The organism is Blautia parvula (assembly GCF_020215665.1).
Lineage (GTDB): Bacteria > Bacillota > Clostridia > Lachnospirales > Lachnospiraceae > Blautia > Blautia celeris.
In genome coordinates this window covers 115,396-134,544 of sequence record NZ_CP084061.1, presented here as the reverse complement: position 1 = coordinate 134,544, position 19,149 = coordinate 115,396, and the positions used below count along the sequence as shown (strand labels likewise).

The window sequence follows — 19,149 nt, the reverse complement described above, 5'->3', positions numbered from 1 at the left end:
TATACCGGGAATATGGTGTCAAGGACTTCTTAAACTTTCTCTTATCTCATTATTCCCCGTCGGAGGTTCCTTCATCCATTGGTGTGATCACGATATTCTCTACCGGAACGCTTGTTTTCCGTTTTACGATGTCCTCGATCTGGGCGCGTTTATCATCTGCCATGTACTCCTGGGGAACGATCACGTCCGCGGAGTCATTGGTCAGATTCACTACCACGTTCTCAAATCCCTTGGCATCCAGCAGCAGCTCCGCAGCTTCCTCCTGCTCAGCCAGATCTGTCATTTTCACCATAGATGCAATGGCTTCCTGTTTCTGCTCGTCTCCAATGTTCTCATTGTTGATGATCTCAAGAAGGGTCTCTTTGTTGGCGGAGCGCACCTGTTCCCTGCTGACCTTTGCCTGTGCCACAAAATTGGATGCTCCTGTCAGAACTGCCTCACCTGGTGTCTCAGCGGACGCGTCTTTGCTGTCTGCATTGTTGTCCGTGGTGTTTCCGTCCTCCCCAGTGGCTGTGCCGTCTGTGGATGAGGAGCTCTGATCCTGTGTTGTATTATTGTCCTCTGTGGTGCCGGTATCCCCGTTTTCCGCCGCTGCATTCTCTTCAAGTAAAGCGGACTCGTCTGTAAGGTCGTAATCCAGGCTGTCAATATCCTCCACGATTCCGTCTGCGTCCGCTGTCTCTTTGCTCTTATCATCCGCTGTGTTTGTGCTGGCTTTCTTAAGTGTCTTGTCAATCCCCAGATGGTTATCTGAATAATTGATGTACCCGGCAACCGCGATCATGATTGCCAGTGCGGTGATAATGACCTGATTCTTCTTAAAGATTTTTTTCATGCGAGCTACTCCTTTAATTCATTTTAGCAACTGCCCTGCCGAAAGAACGCCTTTTTGGGCGTCAGCGGTCAGTCACCATCTTCATTACTTTAATTTTATGGGCTTCTACCTGAAATAATGCCTGCACAGCCTCCTGAATATTCTGAATTACATGGGGATCTTCCCCGCCCTCGGCCACAACCACTACGCCGCTTATTTTCGGGTAACGCTCATTTGACAGATACGGCTCCTGGTTGCCCTTGGAATCCTTGGAATATACGGTGTCTGTGCCGTCCTTTTCCACCACCCTCTCTCCTGTGTCCTCAAATGTGACGAAGACGTCTGTCTTTCCGATTCCCTTTACCTCAGCCAGCACCTCCTTAAGCCGCTGCTGAAGCTGGTCCTCATAATTGGTTTTCTGGCTTGCTTCGCTTGTGGGTGTACTCTTGGCAGTCTGTTCCTCGGTATCCTTTTTCTTCACAGGCATGGCAATGATGAGCAGCAGGATGCCTGCCAGCAGCACTACCACAATCTGCTCCTTTTTCAGCATTTCCGGAAATGGCTTCATGGTCCCACCGCTCCTTCCTGCAGGGAATCTTCCTCATCCTGCGGCTGTGTATCCCCGGTATCCTCACTTTTTTTATTCCAGCCGTACTCCTCCTCAATCTCCCTTGCATAGTTCTCCCATTCCTCCCGGTCCCGCTCCTCCTCTTCCATGTACCGGTCCACACCCGCGTCGATTTTATTCTCAAGCTGCAGGAAATCCAGCACAGGCGAGAGCAATAGGAGTATCAGAAGCAGTCCCATATAAAACTGAATGTACTTTTTATAATTGTTGTCCGGCAGAAAATGCATCACTGCGGATAAAAAAATAAAGTAGCACGCCAGGTTCCGCATCCAGCCGTAAAGGGTATCTGTCATATTGCCGGCCTCCTAATGTCCGATAAATGAAATGGTGAGTACTGCAATGGTGATCAAAAACAGCAGTTCCATAGTGAGCAGCACCTTTAAAAGCAGCATACAGCCGTCCCCGATGGTAGCCAGAGCCCCCACCATTCTTTTGTCCGAAATAGGCTGGACAATGGCTGCCAAAAGCTTGTAGAGCAGAGTCGTCATCCCCAGCCGGATGACAGGGGGAAGTCCCACACACAGGATGACTATGATCCCGATAACTCCCAGCCCGTTCCTCACCAGGACAGCGGTTCCGAGGGCTACCTCTGTCACGCCGTTTATGGCGTTTCCGATGCCCGGGATAGCTGCCGCCGTCTTGCCGATGACGTCCCGCTTCAGCGTGTCTATGGCAGGGCTTATCATGTTCTGGATGATCTGCATTCCGATCACAACTGCTATACAGGTCCGCATGACCCATTCCACTATGGTCCTCACAAGCTCTGCCATTTTGGAGAGGAAATCCTCACTGTGCAGAAAGTTTACAAGCTGAAGCAGCACGTATATATGGATACCCGGCAGAACACCTTTTAAAAAGATAACCTGTACCACATACACCAGCACCAGGACCACTTCATAGAAGACCATGGCTGTGGCACTCCCCGTAGCCGCAGTGACTGCCAGGAAGTAGGAGGGCATCAGCGCTTTCATAAAAGTGACAAAGCCTGTCAGCCCCTCACTTATCTCTATGCTGAGTGTACCGAAGGAATGCACCAAAGCTGCCAGAAGAAGCATGTATACAATGTAAAAACTGATCTCCCCCATCTGTCCGTTGTTGAATACATTGGAAAAATTGGAAAACAGAGAAGCCAGCAGCACCAGCAGCACCACATGGATCATGGTATCCCTCTCCGCCGCCAGGTTTTCCAGCAGAAAATTCTTGGCCAGCGCAAAAAAATACTCTTTTGAGAACAGCTTCTCTCCGCTTAAAATCTTATGCAGGGCGTCCTCCAGACTGAAGCTTTCCTCCCCCAGAAGCTCATTGATGGCATCCTGCATCTGCTCTAACTCCATGTCATCCATGAGTTTTTCCTCTGTGGCACTCTGTGTGTCCTGACGGATCTCTTCCTCTGACTTTTCATCTGCTGCGTCTTTGTTCTCTGCCGTATTCCCGTTCTCCGCCGCATTCCCGTTCTCTGCCGCATTCCCATTCTCTGCCGCATTCCCATTCTCTGCCGCATTCCTGTTCTCTGCCGCATTCCCCTTCTCCGCCGCTTTTCCGTCCCCGTTATCTTTTGGCTGCCCATCCTGCGTTACGGTATTCTGCGGCTGGTTTTTCATCACATCTTGTCCTGCATTTGCCGAAAAAAAAGAGGCTCTCACCTCCACTGCCGCAGCCAATACCAGAAACAGCACTGCCAGCACGCATCCTGCTGCCCTGACTCTTTTTCCTATCCCCCCTTTCATACCAGAAACCCGTAGATGGCCTCCATCAGTGCAAGCAGCACCGGCATGGACAATACCATGATATAAAGTTTGACAAAGATCTCAATCTGGTTCCCAATAGCCCCGTATCCCGCGTCTTTGCAGATGCTGGCGGAGAACTGGCCGATGTAGGCAGCCCCTATCATTTTCAGCAGTATGGTCAGATATTTTGTATCCACAGGCACATACTCCTGGATCTTCAGCACAGAGTCCAGCAGGTAGGAGAGCTTCTGCGCCATGAAGGTAAAGATGCAGATTCCCACTGCCAGGCTCAGATACAGAGAATACTCCGGCTTTGTCTCTTTTAAAAACAGCGCCAGCACCACTCCTGTCATGCCCAGCATGACGATTTTCACCACTTCCATCCAAAGCCCTCCTTTCCTCTACAGCGCAAATAACTCCTGTATGGTCTGGAATAAATCGTTGATGTAAGGCAGCACCCAGAACAGCACCAGTAAAAGTCCGGCAAGGCTTGTCAAAAAAGCCAGTTCTTCCCGCTGGCTGTGTTTTAAAATCTGGCACAGCACAGAGACCAGAATCCCCACTGCGCCGATTTTGAATAAAATTGTTACCTCCACTTATCTTCCTCCCTTCCTCCTGGATCTCATGTCCCGCGTGCCCTGCCTTTTTTCAGATCAGCGTAATGGCAAGAAATATTCCTCCCAGCACCCCCAGACTCTGATAAAGTCTTTTTTTCACAGGAATCTCAGCCTGCACTGCCTGAATTTTCCGCTCCAATTCCTGCTGAAACAAAGCCATGGCATTTTCCTGCTGGGAAATATCCAGATAGCCCAGATACTGGCCCAGCTGTCTTAGCTCCTCCTTGTCTTCTTTTGTAAGCGCACTGTCTCCGAACGCGGTTTCCGCCTCCTGCATAAAAATATCGGCAAACAAGATTCCGTCATAGGCATCCGCCCGCTCTGCCACATTTCTCAAAAAATCGGAAAACGGCGGGGTCAGTCTGCCTGCTGCCCGGATAAGAGCCTCCGGAAGCGCCTCCTTGCGGTAGCTGATCTCTCCTTTTATAAGCAGGACCATCCGCTGAAGCTCCCGAAGACCGGAAAGTCTTCTGGTAAGCTTCAGGCTTCTCTCAAAACCCAGAGCCGTACAGGAGAGCACCACAAGACAGACTCCCAGCACTTTCAGCATAAAGTTCCTCTCCTCCTTGTTTCATCAAACAGACAGGTGCCCCTCTCATCAAACACGGCCTTCACTTTTCCTGCCTTGTCCTTATTGTGGAGAATAATATACCTCTCAAATATCTTTTCCTGCACCAGACGCTGCATCAGGGGCTTCCTCTTGATATCCTCAATGGAGCTTCCGTGAACCGTGGCAAACAGCTTGCATCCGCAGTGGATAACGGATTCAATGGCATGAATGTCCTCATAATCCCCCAGCTCATCCACGGCCACCACTTCCGGTGACATGGAGCGGATCAGCATCATCATACCCTCCGCCTTTGGACAGCAATCCAAAATATCCGTGCGGATTCCCAGGTCATTCTGCGGAATCCCCTGATAGGAACCGGCGATCTCGGAACGCTCATCCACCACCCCCACTGACATGCCCGGCAGATAGGTATTGCCGTCACTGACCTGTCGAATCAGGTCGCGCAGCAGGGTGGTCTTCCCGCACATGGGCGGGGAAATGATCAGGGTGTGGCAGACATTCCCCTTGTTGACCACATAGGGAAGAATCTGGTTGGCACATCCTTTTATCTGGTGTGAAAGTCTCAGATTTATATAAGATATGTATTTCAGGCTTTTGATCTTTGCTCCGTCCAGTACCGTTTTACCGGCAATTCCCACACGGTGGCCTCCCTGAATGGTGATGAATCCCTGCCGGATCTCTTCCTCAAATGCGTACATGGAATAATTGCTCACATACTCCATGGTCTCCCGCAGGTCCTTTGCCTCTACCTGGCAGACGCCCTGCATCTGCTTGGTCAGTTTTCCTTCTTTTGTAAGAAAATACTCATTCCCTTTGTAAATTAAGATCAGCGGCGCGTTGACCCTCAGCCTGATTTCATACAAGTGCTCCATATCAAACTCCGCATGCTCCAGGGCTGCCCTGATCTTCTGGGGAAATAACCGTATAATATCCCTTTCTCTCATTGTCTCACCTCTTTAAGATAATATATGAGGACAATCCCTGTTTCATACGAAAAATATCTCGACGCAGAGTATATATGGGTTTGCGCAGATTTCTGTTGACCTTTTTTTCTTCTTATCTTATGCTGATACTATCTCCGCAAGTCCTGAAACTGCATTTTTTTGCAGCAGTTCATGTAAGCGCTTGAAAATTTTCCAATACGCTTTTGGACGCGGTTCATTTTAAAAAGGAGAGAGATCATGAAAGAAACCATAGACGCCTATCTGGCTTTTATGAAAGAGACGGAACTGCTGAAATCCGTGACAAGGACAGCCTGGACCGGTTCCGGGAAACAGGAAAGTACCGCGGAACATTCCTGGCACCTTGCGCTCTTTGCCGCGGTCATGCTGGAAGAGTACCCCGGGCTGGACATCCGAAAAACACTGCTCATGTGCCTTCTCCACGACATAGGGGAAATCTATGAAGGCGACATCTCCGCCGCACTCCTCCCGGACAGTTCCCGCAAGTACCAGGAGGAATACCGTGCTGCCAGCCGTGTCTTCTCCCTGCTGCCCGAAAAACAAAAAGAAGATTTCATGGCCGTCTGGCAGGAGTATGAGGACGGCCAAACGCCCGAAGCCCGTCTGGTAAAGGCTCTGGATAAGGCGGAGACGATCATCCAGCATAATACAGGAAAAAATCCGCCGGACTTTGACTACGACTTTAATCTTCAGTACGGAAAATCGTATTTTACCGATGATATCCTGCTGGAGGAAATGCGGAATGTGCTGGACAGTGAGACGAAAGCCCACTCCAAAGGGCAGTAAATCAGGAAACGCCGGACCCCGGGATAACAATCCTCCCACGCAGTCCGGCGTTTCCTATTTATGGTCTCTGTCTGTATCTCAAATTCTCACCCACACAAGCATCTCACCCACTGTCCTGTTTGTCCAGGCATAGTATGGAATGAATTTCAGCGTCTTGCGCTCAAATTTTCTTCCCGCATAGGGTTTATAAAGCGTTTTCTCATCCCACTCATCCTCTGAGAGGCGTTTTCCCTCTGTGGTCAGTGTCACAACCCCTTTCAGCAGATCTTTCTCATATTTCACTGTAAACTGTGGATTCTCATCCAGGTATAATTCCTGGAGCTGGTCCCCGTTGTCCGCCTCTTCCAGGCAATACACAACCGGACCGCGCATCACTGCCACCTTACCGACATCCTCCCTGACTTTTGGATTGGCTGCCACCAGTTCCACCGGCATTTCCATGGAAAATACAAGCACGTCCCCGTTCTTCCAGCAGCGGTCTAAAAGCAGATATCCGTTCTCCACAGGACAATCCACCGCTTCCCCATTGAGTTTCAGGCTATAGCCGCGGCACCAGCCCGGCACGCGGATGGCATATGTAAACGCCGTATCCGCCTCATTTTCCACCTGTATCTTCACATCACCGCTCCACGGATAATCAGTCTCCACTCGGAACTGATTCTTTTTCCCGTTCAGAACAGCCTGCATACTGCCGCCGATAAACAGATTCATATAGATCTCTTTCTCATTGTACTCATAAGCATATCCCCCGATGGAGGAGAGGAGACGGGCCACATTGGGAGGGCAGCAGGCGCATCCGAACCATTTCTGACGCTCCACTTTCACATGTTTTTTGTGATAATCTTTCTCGGAAGCCTCCGGCACGGCCTCCAGAGGATTTACATAGAAGAATTTCTTACCGTCCAGGGACATGCCGCTGATTACTCCGTTGTAGAGACAGCGCTCCATCACATCTGTGTACCGGCTGTCCTTTGTGATCTCAAACATCCTTCTGGCAAAGAAAATAAATCCGATGGCAGCACAGGTTTCCGCGTAAACCGTATCGTTTGGCAGATCATAGTCAAAGGTAAATGCCTCACCGTACTGCGAGGAACCGATAGAACCGGTTACATACATCTGCTTTTCCACAATATTATTCCAGATTTTCCGGCAGGCTTCAAATAACTCCCGGTCTTCGGCTGCACTGGCCACTTCAGCCATTCCCGTATAGAGATATACGGCACGTACCGCATGGCCTTCTGCCCTGTCCTGCTGGCGGACCGGCTTGCCGGCCTGATAATACTGGTCTTGGAAATAACTGTCTTTCCAGAAGAAATCATTGCCGTTTTTTTCCCTCTCCTCTGCAAAATACAGCGGTGCCTGCCCCCTCTGGTCAATGAAATATTTGGCAAGCTCCAGATGTTTTTCATCCTTTGTCACCTCATAGAGTCCCACAAGGGCCATCTCCGCTACCTCATGACCGGGATATCCGGGTTTCTTACCGGGCGCATTTCCTATATTTTCATAAACACAATTTACATAGCCAATGGCTGTGTCCAGAAATTTCCGTTTTCCGGTTGCCTTATAATAGGCTACAGCACCTTCCACCATATGACCCAGGCAGTAGAGCTCGTGGTGATCCATAAGGTTTGTAAAGCGTTTTTCCAGACCATTCAGGATATAATAGGTGTCCAGATACCCGTCCGGCTGCTGTGCCGCACAGATGATATCAATGGCCTCATCCGCCGTTGCCTCCAGCTCCTTGTCCGGATGCCACATGAGAGAGTAGGCCACAGCCTCCAGCCACTTATAGGCATCACTGTCCTGAAATACCATTCCCTGAAAACAGCCTTCCTCCATACCAGCGGCAACACGGAAATTCTGCATACAGTAACTGGGCTCCGCCCCCTCGATCCTGTCATTTAATGCCTCCCACTGGTAAGGGATCACATGGTTTCTCACCAGCTCCATATACTCTTTCCAGAAATCATCCTGAATCGATACATCGCCCAGCGGCATCATTTTCACTTTCTTTTCTAACATGCCATACCTCCTAAATTTCATGTTGAATTCCAAGATTCCCCGTGCTACCATAAAGATATGGAAAACTTTGTAAGGCAGCAGCCGGATTCCTATTTTTTCCCTTTGTTTATCAGGTTTTATCTTATGAAATGATTGTATCATCTACAATTTCGGAAACAACATATAAATCAAAAGAAAAGGTGGTCATATCCCAGATGTTGCATTGTATTTGTGATGCCTCAAAGCCGGCAGAATACCTGACCTGCGGCAACCTTATAAGTGAAAACGGATTTATGCATTTAAGCAGGACCCTGGACTTCTTTGTTCTGATCTTGGTACAGGAGGGAACACTGCACATCTGCCAGGACGACAGGGCCTGCGATGTGGGCCCGGGAGAATTCTTCGTCCTGTTTCCCGGCAGCACCCATTATGGTTATAAGCCCTCCCATGGATATCTCTCCTACTGCTGGGTGCATTTTGCACTGCCGGGCACTCCTGCGGATACGGTCAAAAATCTGCCTCATTCTGCCGGAATCTATCAGCAGGCCCGGGGCCTTCCCCTCACAGATGCCTTCTCTGCCGAGCAGGTTTTTCTTCCGGAGCACGGCAGAATCTCCCCGGAAAAACGTTCCCAGCTCCTGTTTCTCCAGCTTCTGGATCTGGCTAAGCGCAGCAGCTATCAGAGGACCTGGAGCTGCCGCCATGCGCTGAATCTGCTGCTTCTGGAGATCAGCCGTGAGTATCTGCAGGCAGAGCACTTTGGACAGGACCTTCTGCCGACTGCCGTGCAGGATATCATAGAATGGGTGCAGAGCCATTTTGACCAGCCCCTTACAGTCAGCGGCCTGGCGGAAAAATTCGGGTACCACCCTACCTACCTGTCCGCACTGATCAAACAATACACCGGTTATCCCCTTGTCACCTATATCAACCGCACACGCATCAGCGTATCAAAAAATCTGCTGAACAGCCATTCCCTGACCATTCGGCAGATTTCTTCCATGTGTGGATTCGCGGATGAAAAGCATTTCATGAAACTGTTCCGGCAGTTTGAAGGCATGACTCCCACCCAGTACCGGAAAGCCTTTGACCAGAAAAAGATCAACACACTCTGATACGCACCCGGAAGCAGCGGCAGGGAGAGCTGTTTTTCGGTCATGAGAAGACTCACACGCTATGACGCGCATTCGGAAACAGCGGCAGCCTTTTTTAGTAGTCACCCCAGAAAGGATATGTACTCCCGCTGTCCATGGACGCCTTAATGTCACTGTAATATCTCAGTTTACGGTTTATCTGCTTTCTGGCAGACTGCAGTTTCTCAATCTGCTCTGCCACATGCCGGTCCTGCTCCTTTAGCAGAGCGAGGATTTCCCCGATATGCTCCTGTTCCTCCTCCTCGTATGTAAAAAACTCCAGAAGCTTTGCCATGGACATGCCTGTCTCCTTAAAACAGCGTATGGCGCCCAGACGGCCGATATGCTCTTCGGTATAAATGCGCTGATTTGCCTTTGTCTTTTCCACTGCAGGCAAAAGACCAATCTCCTCGTAGTACCTGAGCGTGGATGCCGGCAGCCCAAACATCTGGGAAACCTGTTTTATTGTGTATGTTGTCATAATACCCTCCTTATTTTCGGCGTATATAACAAAGTTAAGGTCCTTTATTGACTTCAAGTATACTTGAAGTGCTAAACTTTGTAAAGAAACAAAAAAAGATGACAATTATTCAGCAGGTCTGCGCATTTACTGCGCTGACCGTAAGAAAACGTTTCACAGCCAAGCAAAAATCCCATCGCCAAAGGCGATTTTGTATGGATTTTTGCCTGTAACTGTGAGGACACTGAACAGTTACAAAAGGAGATCACTTATGTACAGAGCAGATGACAAACGATATGAAACCATGACATACAACCGCTGCGGATACAGCGGCCTAAAGCTTCCTGCAGTCTCCCTGGGACTATGGCACAATTTTGGTGACACCGCAGTCTATGACAACATGAAAAAGCTGTGCTTTACTGCCTTTGACAACGGCATCACCCACTTTGACCTGGCAAACAATTACGGACCCGAACCGGGAAGCGCGGAGAAAAATTTCGGCAGGATCGTTAAAGAAAATCTATCCGCCTACAGGGATGAGATAATCGTCAGCACCAAGGCAGGCTATGATATGTGGCCGGGTCCTTACGGGGACTGGGGCAGCAGAAAATATCTGACTGCCAGCCTGGACCAGAGTCTTATGCGCATGGGCCTTGCATATGTGGATATTTTCTACCATCACAGAATGGACCCGGAAACTCCCCTTGAGGAAACCATGGGTGCCCTGGATCAGGCAGTGAGAAGCGGAAAAGCCCTGTATGTGGGACTGTCCAACTACGACGGGGAGACTATGAAGAGGGCGGCTGCTATTTTAAAGGAACTGAAATGCCCCTTTGTCATTAACCAGAACTCCTACAACATCTTCAACCGCACCATAGAGAACAACGGTCTGAAGAAAGCCTGCGCGGAGGAGAAAAAAGGGATCATCTCCTTCAGCCCGCTGGCCCAGGGCATGCTGACGGACCGCTATCTAAAAGGAATCCCTTCGGACAGCCGGGTAGTCACAGACGGACGTTTCCTAAACGCAGAACAGCTCACAGACAGCCGTCTTGACTGCATCCGGGGTCTGAACCGGATTGCATCCGAAAGAGGAGAAAGTCTTGCGCAGATGGCGCTGAAATGGGTATTGAAAGATGACGTAGTGACCAGTGTACTTGTAGGTGCCTCCAAGGCAGAACAGATTCTTGATAACCTGAAAGTACTCAAAAGTGCTCCGTTTACAGAAGAAGAGCTGAAACAGATTGACGAGCTTTCTATGGCACTTTAATCTGTTTCAATCCATCCCCTGTACTTTCACAAAGTATGGCCATATTTGAAAAAGTCCTGCCGGCCGGGGTTCTGCGTCGAAACGCAGCCGCCTTCTGCCCGCAGGACTTTTTCATGCAGTAATTCAGAATTTCACGCCGCAGTCTTCCTACGCCGAAGCGTGCCGCCTGCGGCTGTCTTTTTCTGAACGGACTTTCCTTTCTTCAAAGCTGTAACGGTAATTCTATTTTTTCAAAGGAAAACGGAACTGCCGTACAGACCTGACAGACGTATCCCTCTTCCACCGGAATTTCCTCCATGACAGCATCTTCCATGGACAGTTTTGAAAGGTCCCTGGTGATTCCCTCCCCGCTCCATTTGAGATAACTCTCCTTCCTGGCCCAGAAAAACGCAAATGCCATTTCCGGGTCTTTGGCGTTTTGGATCACTTCCTGTTCCAGGGCATTCATAGTCCGCTCCAGAAGCCTTTTTCCTCTCACCGGCTGACGGATCTGAATGTCAATCCCTACCGGAATCCCTGCCAGAGCGCAGACCGCATATGCGCCGGAATGGCTGATATTAAAATGGATCTCAGGATATCCGTGGAGATATGGCTTTCCGTTTTCTCCTTTTGCAAGCATCTTTTCAAGCTGGGCTGCCCCTTCCTCTCCATCCGGAACGGACAGTCCGTACAGCTTTTTTAAGGCATGGGCAAGAAGAACACGTCCGGCCCGTGTTTCCAGCCTTCCTTTTTCACCTTTTGCTTCTGCTCTGCCTGTCAGTCCCTCTGTTTTTCCGTAAAAAACCCAAACCTTTTCCACAGCCGTTACTCCTTCTTTTCCGGTATAAGCCCGCTTTCCTTGAGAAATCTTGACACTTCCAAATCCTTGTCGTGCCTGCATTTTGCATAAAGTATGTAAAGCTCTTTTCTGGCCCTTGTCATGCCCACATAGAAGAGCCGCCGCTCCTCCTCTATGCTGCTGTCTGAAACAGCTTTATGGTAGGGAATAGTCCCTTCATTCACATCCATGAGAAACACCCGGTCAAATTCCAGGCCTTTGATGCTGTGCAGAGTGGACACTGTGACGCCTTTTTTCTCAATATCCTGTTTCTTTGCCTGTTCCTTTAACTTGTCCGTGTAGTCGGAAATATGCGCAAACCATTCACCGAAGCTTTTATATCCTTTGGCACTCTCTGCCAGCTCCTCCATGACTTCATACAGGTCATCCACTTTGATCTTCCGGTAAGAGGCGTAATCCTTCAGATACTCTTCATACCCGATGCCGTACCGGATATAATTGATTGCCCCATAGGGTGTCATGCGCTTCAGTGTTGTCAGGTCTTCCTCCAGCTTGTCGATTCTGTCGCACATCCAGTCCTTTCCCTCATAAAACCAGCGCAGCCCCTCAAAGGACACTGTGGCATCGTCCAGCGCGTCCCTGGATATATAACGGTTTGGACGGTTCATAACCTGCAGAAATTCCCGGCGGCTTCTGTCGCCCTGGGCCAGCTTTATATAGGAAATGATATTTCTGGATATCCAGTGCTCATACAGATTCGGCAGGGCATCCCGCATCTGAAAGGGGATCTGGTATTCCATCAATGTCTCCACCAGGAACCTGGCTCCCAGATTCGTGCGGTAGAGAATAGCTGTCTCCTCGTAGGCTTCCCCCTCCTGCACTGCCTTTTTTATACATTCCTTTACGAAAAGCTCCTCCTCCTTGCCGTCCTCAAACGCACGCACCACCACCGGTTTTCCCTCTCCGTTTTCCGTAAAAAACTCCTTTGGATAGCGGTTCTTGTTTCTCCCGATCACACGTTTGGAGGCCTCCACGATCTGCTTTGTGGAGCGGTAATTACAGGCCAGCAGTTCTGTCTTTGCATCCGGAAAATCCTTTGGGAAATGGAGCATAATCTCCGGCTTTGCCCCTCTGAACGCGTAGATGGACTGGTCATCATCCCCCACGATAAAGAGGTTATTCTGGGGCGCTGCCAGCAGCTTTATAATGTCATACTGAAGCTGATTGATGTCCTGGAACTCATCCACAAGCACATACCGGAACTTATTCTGCCAACCGGCCAGGATATCTTTTCTTCCTGTCAGAAGGTCATAACAGTACAGCAGCATGTCATCGAAATCCAGAAGCCTGGACTGTCTGCAGGCATCCACATAGGAGCGGTAAATCTTTCTGAATGTGTCATCCGGGCAGTTGGCGGAATAATAATGCTCTATGGGCATCCTGCCGTTCTTTACAATGGAGATTTCCTGTACCAGCCCCTCAAAAAACTCCTTCTCGTCGTCGATCCGCATTCTCTGGCGGTAGACGATTTCCTTTAAAATATCGTATTTCCGCTCTTCCCCAAGAATGTTCTTTGCGGACAGCCGATAGGCATGGCGTAGGATTCCGTAAAAAATGCCATGGAACGTGCCAAAAGTCACCTCCCTGTAAGGGCCTGCCATACCTTCCATATCACACAGGCGTAAAAAACGCTCCTTCATCTCCCTGGCAGCCGCTTTTGTAAACGTCACCACCAGAATGGATGAAGGAGTTACCTGGTATTCCTTTATTAAGTTAGCCACCCTCCTGGTGATGGTGGTGGTTTTCCCGGAACCGGGGCCTGCAAGAAGCATCATGGGGCCCCGGTTGTGGGATACTGCTCGTTCCTGTGAGGAATTTTTCTGCATATATGGGTTACTCCAATAGTATTTGTTTATGCCTGCTCCAGTTTTTCCACTGCAGCATGCAGACGTTTCATGGACTCCTCTTTTCCCAGCACTTCCAGAATCTCCGTAGCACCGGCAGGTGTCATCTGCTTGCCGGAAAGGGCGGTGCGTACAGGCCAGAGGATCTGTCCGTTTTTATAGCCGTTTTCCTTTGCAAAACCGCAGAGCAGTTCATACAGCGCATCGTTTGTATAATTGTCAAAACCTTCCAGAACCGGTATGACCTTATTCAGAACCTCCAGTGAGATTTCCGGGTTGGTTTTCATTTTCTTGTGTGTATACATGGACACATCATACTCCGGTACTGCCTCAAAGAAGTCAATGAGAGCCGGGATATCCGGGAAAACTTCAATCCTTGTCTTTACCATGCCCGCTATTTTCTCAAGGTTCAGATCTTTTTTGACTGCCTCTTTCACAAACGGAAGCGCCATGTCATAGAACTTGTCAAAATCCATCGCTTTGATGTATTCTCCGTTCATCCATTTCAGCTTTGTCATATCAAACACAGCCGGGGATTTACTCATATGATGATAGTCAAATTCTTTCACCAGCTCTTCCAGGCTGAAGATCTCACGGTTGTCCTCCGGGCACCATCCAAGCAGCGCCACGTAATTTACAATTGCCTCTGTGAGAAATCCCTGGTCCAGCAAATCCTCATAGGAGGAGTGGCCGGAGCGTTTGCTCAGCTTTTTGTGCTCCTCATTGGTGATCAGCGGACAGTGTACATAAGTGGGAATCTCCCAGCCAAATGCCTCGTAGATCCTGTTATATTTCGGTGAGGAGGACAGGTATTCATTTCCGCGCACCACATGGGTGATCCCCATGAGATGATCATCGATCACGTTTGCAAAGTTATAGGTGGGATAGCCGTCTGATTTGATCAGGATCAGGTCATCCAGTTCATTGTTCGGCACAGTGATGTCACCGTAAATATCATCATGGAAGGTTGTGGTTCCCTCTGCCGGCATATTGAAGCGGATCACATGGGGTTCTCCTGCAGCAAGCTTTGCCTCCACTTCCTCTTTGCTTAGATGCAGACAGTGCTTGTCATAGACCGCAATTTCCTTGCCGTCCTCTCCCACGCTGGCTTTCAGGGAATCCAGACGCTCTTTTGTACAGAAACAGTAATATGCATCTCCCTGTTCGATCAGTTGTTTGGCGTATTTCAGATAAATGCCCTGTGCGTTTCTCTCACTCTGGACATAAGGGCCGTAGCCGCCGTCCTTATCCGGGCCTTCGTCGTGAACCAGTCCCGTCTTTGCCAGTGTGCGGTAAATGATCTCCAGCGCGCCGTCCACAAAACGTTCCTGGTCTGTATCCTCAATACGGAGCATAAAGCTTCCGTTCTCATGCTTTGCGATCAGATACGCATATAAAGCAGTTCTCAAATTTCCCACATGCATTTTTCCTGTGGGGCTTGGGGCAAATCTTGTTCTTACGGTACTCATATTGTCAATCTCCTTATCGGTTCCTTTTTTCTCCTGGTTTTTCCACGAAAAAGGGGTACATGGACATTGTCGGCCAAATACCCCATATCATTGAAATTATACCGTAAGGTTTTCTACTTTTCAAGTGGGAAACAGAATTTTCCCACTTCAGCGGAAAATAAGTATTACTGTTCCCGCAGGCCAGCGGCGTGTGAAATTCTCTTTTATTCCCGATTTACCGTCCGGTAAGTCTCCTCCACAATCCTTTCCATGGCATTCAGAATATTCTCATACCCTGTACAGCGGCACAGATGTCCGGAGATCAGTTTTTTCAGTTCTTCTCTGCTGTATCTCTTCCCTGTGCCCACAATCTCCACTGCGCTCATAATAAGACCCGGTGTGCAGAAGCCGCACTGGACTGCAGCCTCCTCCACAAAAGCTGTCTGGATAGGGGAAAGTTCCCCATTTCTGCCCTTTAAGCCCTCCACGGTCATGATGTGTTTTCCCTCCGCCCACATGGTCAGATAGATACACGAATCAATGGCTTCGCCGTCCACAAGGACCGTACAGGCGCCGCATTCCCCTACCTCACAGCCGCGTTTCACACTGGTAAGTCCCAGGCGGTTTCTTAAAGTATCAAGCAGGGCTTCCCTGTCATCCACTGCCAGTTCTGTCTCTTTTCCATTGACGGTCATGGTTATGATCTTAAGCATCTGCCTCACCTCCTGAAGCTTTTTCTATGGCTTCTTTTGCAGTTCGCACGGACAGCTCCCGCACCAGCTGAAGACGGAATTCCCTGGATGCACGCCAACTGGAACGGGGTGTCACTTCAGAGACTGCTCCCTCTTGTATCTTCTCATACAGTTCCGGGTCTGTGACCGCCATTCCTTTTACCGTTTCCTCTGTTTTAAAACAGCGTATGGGGGTAGGCGCAGCCACGCCGAATCCCAGCCGGAACTCCGAAATCCGCATGTTGTCAGCACTTAATTTCACATGTACCGCACAGCCGAGAGTGGCAATCTCCATAGCGTTTCTTTTCCCGTATTTTGTATAATGTCCGTAAAATCCCCGGTAATTCTCCCTGGTGATCTTTATGGCAGTCAGAATTTCTGCATGTTCCCGCAGGGTCCGGCCCGGACCTGTGTAAAACTCAGCAACAGGTATCTCTCTTGTGCCTTTTGGACCTGTCAGCTCCAGCACCGCATTCAGAGTAAAAAGCAGAGCCGCGCTGTCTGCACTCGTCACGCCATTACAGACATTTCCCCCGATGGTTCCTATGTTGCGGATCTGGGGGCCTCCCACCTGATCCACTGCCCATCCCAGTGCAGGGATATATTTTTGTATCACAGAGTCATAGGTGATGTGTGAAAATGTAGTGGCAGGACCTATGACAATGGTGCCGTCCGCCTCCATCCTGACTCCTTCAAGAGCCGGTATCCCATGTATGCTTACCAGGGAACAGCCGGCAAGCTTCCCTTCCCTGATCTTGATCAGCACATCACTTCCTCCGGAGATCACCACCGCATCCGCGTCTTCCTCCAGTGCTCTCACAGCGTCTTCCACATCTTTGGCCTGATAATATTTTTCAATGTCATACATGTGTTTCACCCCCTTTTAACTTCCCGCTTTCGGCTCCGATCATTCCCTCTTTCATAAAACGCTCCACCAGTTTCTGCGGTGACAGCGGAAGGGAATCAAAAGCAATTCCGGTGGCGTGCAGCACGGCATTTCTGATAGCCGGAGCCACAGGAATAGTGGGAGGTTCTCCCAGCGCTTTGTTGCCGAAAGGACCTGTGGGGTCATCCATCTCCACAAAATCCGTATGCAGATTCGGTGTGTCCATAGCTGTGGGGATCTTATAGTCAAGGAGGTTGGCATTCAGCGGCCTTCCTGTCTTTTCATCCACCAGCAGTTCTTCACTCAGCGCATAACCAATGCCCATGCTCATGCCCCCGTGCACCTGCGCTTTGGCAAGGCTGGGATTAATCAGTTTTCCGCTGTCATGGACATTGATGATATCCAGTATGCGGATCTTACCCACCGGCATATCCACCTCCACCTCTGCAAAGCAGACACCTGAGGCAAAGGAGTTTTCCTTACAGTGGCTGGTCGTCTCAGCAGTGATATGCACAGATTTTTCCAGGCTGTACAATGCCTCCTCCGCGAGGGCTGCCAGGGAAAGAAGCACCTCCCCTGAGGCCTTGTCGATCACCTGATTCTCTTTGATATCCAGCCTCTTCCACGCTGACGATTCAGCACATGCTTCCGCAGCTTCAGAAGCACCTGCGCCTGCCTCTGCATTTTTTTCCTCTCCCAAAGGCATATCCCCGCAGGGCAGCTTCAGCTTAAATGCCGCATACTCCAGAATCCTCTGCTTAAACAATTCTCCTGTCTTTTTCACAGCTTTTCCGCTCACATAAGTCTGCCTGGAAGCATAGGCTCCTGTGTCAAAAGGCGTGGTATCTGTATCCTGTACGGTCTCTATATGTATCCTGTCCTCCGTTATGCCTGTGATCTCTGCTGCCATCTGGGTAAACACCGTGTCAGCTCCCTGGCCGATCTCAGTTGCCCCCATAAAGAGCTGCATGGAGCCGTCCTGATTCAGAACCATACGGCAGGATGACGTCTCAAGAGAAATGGGATAAACCCCTGTCTTATAGTTGAAGATTGCCATACCCACGCCTCTTCTCACGGGCCCGGACTGGTTCTCATATGCCTTTCGTTTTTCCTCCCAGCGGATATATTCCCTCCCTTTTTCTATACAGGCTTTCAGCCCGTAAGAGTGGAAGGCAATGCCCAGATGCGGATCTTTATACCCTTCCTTCACACAGTTTTTCAACCGGAACTCCAGGGGGTCCATACCCACAGCGCGGGCCAGATCGTCAGCCACGCACTCTGTCACAAAATCCCCCTGAGGAATCCCATATCCGCGCATGGCACCGCCTGTCATCAGGTTCGTATAAACCGTGTAGCTGTCCGACTCCAGAACCTTCTCATCCTGGTAAAGCTGTTTGAAAATATTGGCTGCGTTGGCTGCAATGGCGTGAGCATGGGAAGCATAAGCGCCCTGGTTGGAGTAGGCTTCATATTTCCTCGCCACCAGTGTGCCGTCCTCCCTGACTGCCCCTTTGATCTTCCAGGTAAACGCATGGCGCACACGGGTACAGCCAAGAGTCTCCTCCCTGGACAGCTCCAGCCTGACGCCGTGACCGCCTGCCTGGGTACATAAAAACGCGTTTAACGGCTCATACAGCACATCCTGCTTGTTGCCGAATCCGCCGCCGATATACGGCTTGATCACCCGGATCTGCCCAATGGGAATCCCCAGAGCCTGGCTGACCACACGCCTCACAATATGGGGAATCTGGGTGGAGGTCACTATGACGATCCTTCCCTTCTCCATATAGGCATAGGAAACCGGCACCTCAATGTGACAGTGCTGGACCGGCTGTGTCCTGTACTCCTTCTCGATCACGGCCAGCCCTTCCTCACAGGCCGCCTCCTCAAAACTTCCGTCCCCCAGCACAAAACTGGTGTGCGCGATCACATTTCCCGGCTTTTCCTCATGCAGAAGAGGTGCTCCCTCCTTCATGGATGCCTCCGGGTCCAGTATCACCGGGTATTCCTCATATTCCACTTTAATCTTATCTGCCGCACGTCTGGCTGCGATATCATCCTCCGCGATCACGGCTGCAATGTCATCCCCATACATGCGTACCCGCCGGTTCAGAAGCTTTCTGTCCTTAATATCCTGATGTGCTTTTTCCACTGACCAGGGGTGCCCCGGTGTCGGAAACTGAATATCAGGCACATCAAAACAGGTGACGATCTTCACCACGCCGGGAACCTTTAATGCCTCTTCCAGATCAAAACTTTTTACCCATCCGTTTGCTATGGTGCTGTGTACCACTTTTGCCGTATACAGATTCTGCGGCATCAGATCCGCCGTGTATTTTGCCTGCCCCGTTACTTTTTCCCAGGCATCCACACGATTCTTTGAACTGCCAACTCCCATAAATCATCCCTCTTTTCCATCTGTGAACAGCCGCTGCT

Annotated in this window: 19 protein-coding genes; 3 read left to right on the top strand and 16 right to left on the bottom strand. The window is 50.0% G+C overall.

The window, feature by feature from the left end:
• Positions 1 to 49: 49 nt before the first annotated feature.
• The 8 genes from LC508_RS00770 to spoIIIAA form a co-directional block, all read right to left on the bottom strand.
• A complete protein-coding gene (locus LC508_RS00770) occupies positions 50 to 835 on the bottom strand; it encodes a SpoIIIAH-like family protein (RefSeq protein ID WP_033141202.1) in 786 nt (261 codons plus the stop codon).
• Positions 836 to 896: 61 nt separating this feature from the next.
• Positions 897 to 1,382, bottom strand: a complete 486-nt coding sequence (locus tag LC508_RS00765; protein ID WP_033141203.1) for a stage III sporulation protein AG — start codon at positions 1,380 to 1,382, stop codon at positions 897 to 899.
• Entirely contained in the window at positions 1,379 to 1,735 is a 357-nt protein-coding gene (locus LC508_RS00760) for a stage III sporulation protein AF (protein WP_052099419.1), read from the bottom strand. The genes LC508_RS00765 and LC508_RS00760 overlap by 4 nt, the downstream gene beginning before the upstream one ends.
• A gap of 12 nt (positions 1,736 to 1,747) precedes the next feature.
• Positions 1,748 to 3,169: a stage III sporulation protein AE gene (locus LC508_RS00755; protein ID WP_118594148.1), complete on the bottom strand. Its 1,422-nt coding sequence runs from the start codon at positions 3,167 to 3,169 to the stop codon at positions 1,748 to 1,750.
• Positions 3,166 to 3,552 (bottom strand): stage III sporulation AC/AD family protein, encoded by a 387-nt coding sequence (locus LC508_RS00750; RefSeq protein ID WP_018596529.1) that lies wholly within the window; start codon positions 3,550 to 3,552, stop codon positions 3,166 to 3,168. The genes LC508_RS00755 and LC508_RS00750 overlap by 4 nt, the downstream gene beginning before the upstream one ends.
• A gap of 18 nt (positions 3,553 to 3,570) precedes the next feature.
• Positions 3,571 to 3,765 (bottom strand): stage III sporulation protein AC, encoded by a 195-nt coding sequence (gene spoIIIAC, locus LC508_RS00745; protein ID WP_026255597.1) that lies wholly within the window; start codon positions 3,763 to 3,765, stop codon positions 3,571 to 3,573.
• Between the two features lie 52 nt (positions 3,766 to 3,817).
• The gene (locus LC508_RS00740; RefSeq protein WP_103731194.1) at positions 3,818 to 4,336 is read right to left on the bottom strand and encodes a stage III sporulation protein AB; all 519 of its coding nucleotides are present in this window, start codon (positions 4,334 to 4,336) and stop codon (positions 3,818 to 3,820) included.
• Positions 4,330 to 5,301 carry a stage III sporulation protein AA gene (gene spoIIIAA / locus LC508_RS00735; protein WP_033141206.1) on the bottom strand — a complete coding sequence of 324 codons (972 nt, stop codon included), beginning with the start codon at positions 5,299 to 5,301 and terminating at the stop codon, positions 4,330 to 4,332. The genes LC508_RS00740 and spoIIIAA overlap by 7 nt, the downstream gene beginning before the upstream one ends.
• Positions 5,302 to 5,538: 237 nt before the next feature.
• Between spoIIIAA and LC508_RS00730 the strand changes: the two genes are divergently transcribed.
• Positions 5,539 to 6,105: an HD domain-containing protein gene (locus LC508_RS00730; RefSeq protein ID WP_054352330.1), complete on the top strand. Its 567-nt coding sequence runs from the start codon at positions 5,539 to 5,541 to the stop codon at positions 6,103 to 6,105.
• 78 nt (positions 6,106 to 6,183) lie between these two features.
• On the opposite strand, the gene LC508_RS00725 is transcribed toward LC508_RS00730, so the two are convergent.
• Positions 6,184 to 8,127: a glycoside hydrolase family 127 protein gene (locus LC508_RS00725; RefSeq protein WP_103731195.1), complete on the bottom strand. Its 1,944-nt coding sequence runs from the start codon at positions 8,125 to 8,127 to the stop codon at positions 6,184 to 6,186.
• A gap of 194 nt (positions 8,128 to 8,321) precedes the next feature.
• Here LC508_RS00725 and LC508_RS00720 point away from each other — a divergent pair, with 194 nt between their 5' ends.
• Positions 8,322 to 9,221 carry an AraC family transcriptional regulator gene (locus LC508_RS00720; RefSeq protein WP_158587362.1) on the top strand — a complete coding sequence of 300 codons (900 nt, stop codon included), beginning with the start codon at positions 8,322 to 8,324 and terminating at the stop codon, positions 9,219 to 9,221.
• A 94-nt stretch (positions 9,222 to 9,315) separates the two neighbouring features.
• Here the strand turns inward: LC508_RS00720 and LC508_RS00715 are convergent, their stop codons facing one another.
• The gene (locus LC508_RS00715; protein ID WP_054352326.1) at positions 9,316 to 9,720 is read right to left on the bottom strand and encodes a MerR family transcriptional regulator; all 405 of its coding nucleotides are present in this window, start codon (positions 9,718 to 9,720) and stop codon (positions 9,316 to 9,318) included.
• A 250-nt stretch (positions 9,721 to 9,970) separates the two neighbouring features.
• Here LC508_RS00715 and LC508_RS00710 point away from each other — a divergent pair, with 250 nt between their 5' ends.
• On the top strand, positions 9,971 to 10,966 hold the full coding sequence (locus LC508_RS00710) for an aldo/keto reductase (RefSeq protein ID WP_103731197.1): 996 nt from the start codon (positions 9,971 to 9,973) through the stop codon (positions 10,964 to 10,966).
• A gap of 202 nt (positions 10,967 to 11,168) precedes the next feature.
• Here LC508_RS00710 and LC508_RS00705 read toward each other — a convergent pair whose 3' ends face one another.
• The 6 genes from LC508_RS00705 to xdhA form a co-directional block, all read right to left on the bottom strand.
• Positions 11,169 to 11,765, bottom strand: coding sequence for a 4'-phosphopantetheinyl transferase family protein (locus tag LC508_RS00705; protein ID WP_052099420.1), 597 nt, complete (start codon positions 11,763 to 11,765; stop codon positions 11,169 to 11,171).
• A 5-nt stretch (positions 11,766 to 11,770) separates the two neighbouring features.
• Positions 11,771 to 13,630, bottom strand: a complete 1,860-nt coding sequence (locus LC508_RS00700; protein WP_033141211.1) for an ATP-dependent helicase — start codon at positions 13,628 to 13,630, stop codon at positions 11,771 to 11,773.
• Positions 13,631 to 13,656: 26 nt separating this feature from the next.
• Complete coding sequence (gene gltX, locus LC508_RS00695; RefSeq protein ID WP_033141212.1) at positions 13,657 to 15,117, bottom strand: glutamate--tRNA ligase; 1,461 nt, start codon at positions 15,115 to 15,117, stop codon at positions 13,657 to 13,659.
• Positions 15,118 to 15,320: 203 nt separating this feature from the next.
• On the bottom strand, positions 15,321 to 15,809 hold the full coding sequence (gene xdhC / locus LC508_RS00690) for a xanthine dehydrogenase subunit XdhC (protein WP_033141213.1): 489 nt from the start codon (positions 15,807 to 15,809) through the stop codon (positions 15,321 to 15,323).
• The gene (gene xdhB / locus LC508_RS00685; protein WP_103731198.1) at positions 15,802 to 16,695 is read right to left on the bottom strand and encodes a xanthine dehydrogenase subunit XdhB; all 894 of its coding nucleotides are present in this window, start codon (positions 16,693 to 16,695) and stop codon (positions 15,802 to 15,804) included. Before xdhB ends, xdhC begins: the two co-directional genes overlap by 8 nt.
• Positions 16,688 to 19,111: a xanthine dehydrogenase subunit XdhA gene (gene xdhA, locus LC508_RS00680; protein WP_103731199.1), complete on the bottom strand. Its 2,424-nt coding sequence runs from the start codon at positions 19,109 to 19,111 to the stop codon at positions 16,688 to 16,690. The genes xdhB and xdhA overlap by 8 nt, the downstream gene beginning before the upstream one ends.
• Positions 19,112 to 19,149: the final 38 nt, after the last annotated feature.

Excerpts from the sequence above, each read along its gene's own strand:
- LC508_RS00770 (WP_033141202.1), bottom strand. The coding sequence starts at position 835 with ATGAAAAAAATCTTTAAGAAGAATCAGGTCATTATCACCGCACTGGCA.
- LC508_RS00765 (WP_033141203.1), bottom strand. The coding sequence starts at position 1,382 with ATGAAGCCATTTCCGGAAATGCTGAAAAAGGAGCAGATTGTGGTAGTG.
- LC508_RS00760 (WP_052099419.1), bottom strand. The coding sequence starts at position 1,735 with ATGACAGATACCCTTTACGGCTGGATGCGGAACCTGGCGTGCTACTTT.
- LC508_RS00755 (WP_118594148.1), bottom strand. The coding sequence starts at position 3,169 with ATGAAAGGGGGGATAGGAAAAAGAGTCAGGGCAGCAGGATGCGTGCTG.
- LC508_RS00750 (WP_018596529.1), bottom strand. The coding sequence starts at position 3,552 with ATGGAAGTGGTGAAAATCGTCATGCTGGGCATGACAGGAGTGGTGCTG.
- LC508_RS00740 (WP_103731194.1), bottom strand. The coding sequence starts at position 4,336 with ATGCTGAAAGTGCTGGGAGTCTGTCTTGTGGTGCTCTCCTGTACGGCT.
- spoIIIAA (WP_033141206.1), bottom strand. The coding sequence starts at position 5,301 with ATGAGAGAAAGGGATATTATACGGTTATTTCCCCAGAAGATCAGGGCA.
- LC508_RS00730 (WP_054352330.1), top strand. The coding sequence starts at position 5,539 with ATGAAAGAAACCATAGACGCCTATCTGGCTTTTATGAAAGAGACGGAA.
- LC508_RS00725 (WP_103731195.1), bottom strand. The coding sequence starts at position 8,127 with ATGTTAGAAAAGAAAGTGAAAATGATGCCGCTGGGCGATGTATCGATT.
- LC508_RS00720 (WP_158587362.1), top strand. The coding sequence starts at position 8,322 with ATGTTGCATTGTATTTGTGATGCCTCAAAGCCGGCAGAATACCTGACC.
- LC508_RS00715 (WP_054352326.1), bottom strand. The coding sequence starts at position 9,720 with ATGACAACATACACAATAAAACAGGTTTCCCAGATGTTTGGGCTGCCG.
- LC508_RS00710 (WP_103731197.1), top strand. The coding sequence starts at position 9,971 with ATGTACAGAGCAGATGACAAACGATATGAAACCATGACATACAACCGC.
- LC508_RS00700 (WP_033141211.1), bottom strand. The coding sequence starts at position 13,630 with ATGCAGAAAAATTCCTCACAGGAACGAGCAGTATCCCACAACCGGGGC.
- gltX (WP_033141212.1), bottom strand. The coding sequence starts at position 15,117 with ATGAGTACCGTAAGAACAAGATTTGCCCCAAGCCCCACAGGAAAAATG.
- xdhC (WP_033141213.1), bottom strand. The coding sequence starts at position 15,809 with ATGCTTAAGATCATAACCATGACCGTCAATGGAAAAGAGACAGAACTG.
- xdhB (WP_103731198.1), bottom strand. The coding sequence starts at position 16,695 with ATGTATGACATTGAAAAATATTATCAGGCCAAAGATGTGGAAGACGCT.
- xdhA (WP_103731199.1), bottom strand. The coding sequence starts at position 19,111 with ATGGGAGTTGGCAGTTCAAAGAATCGTGTGGATGCCTGGGAAAAAGTA.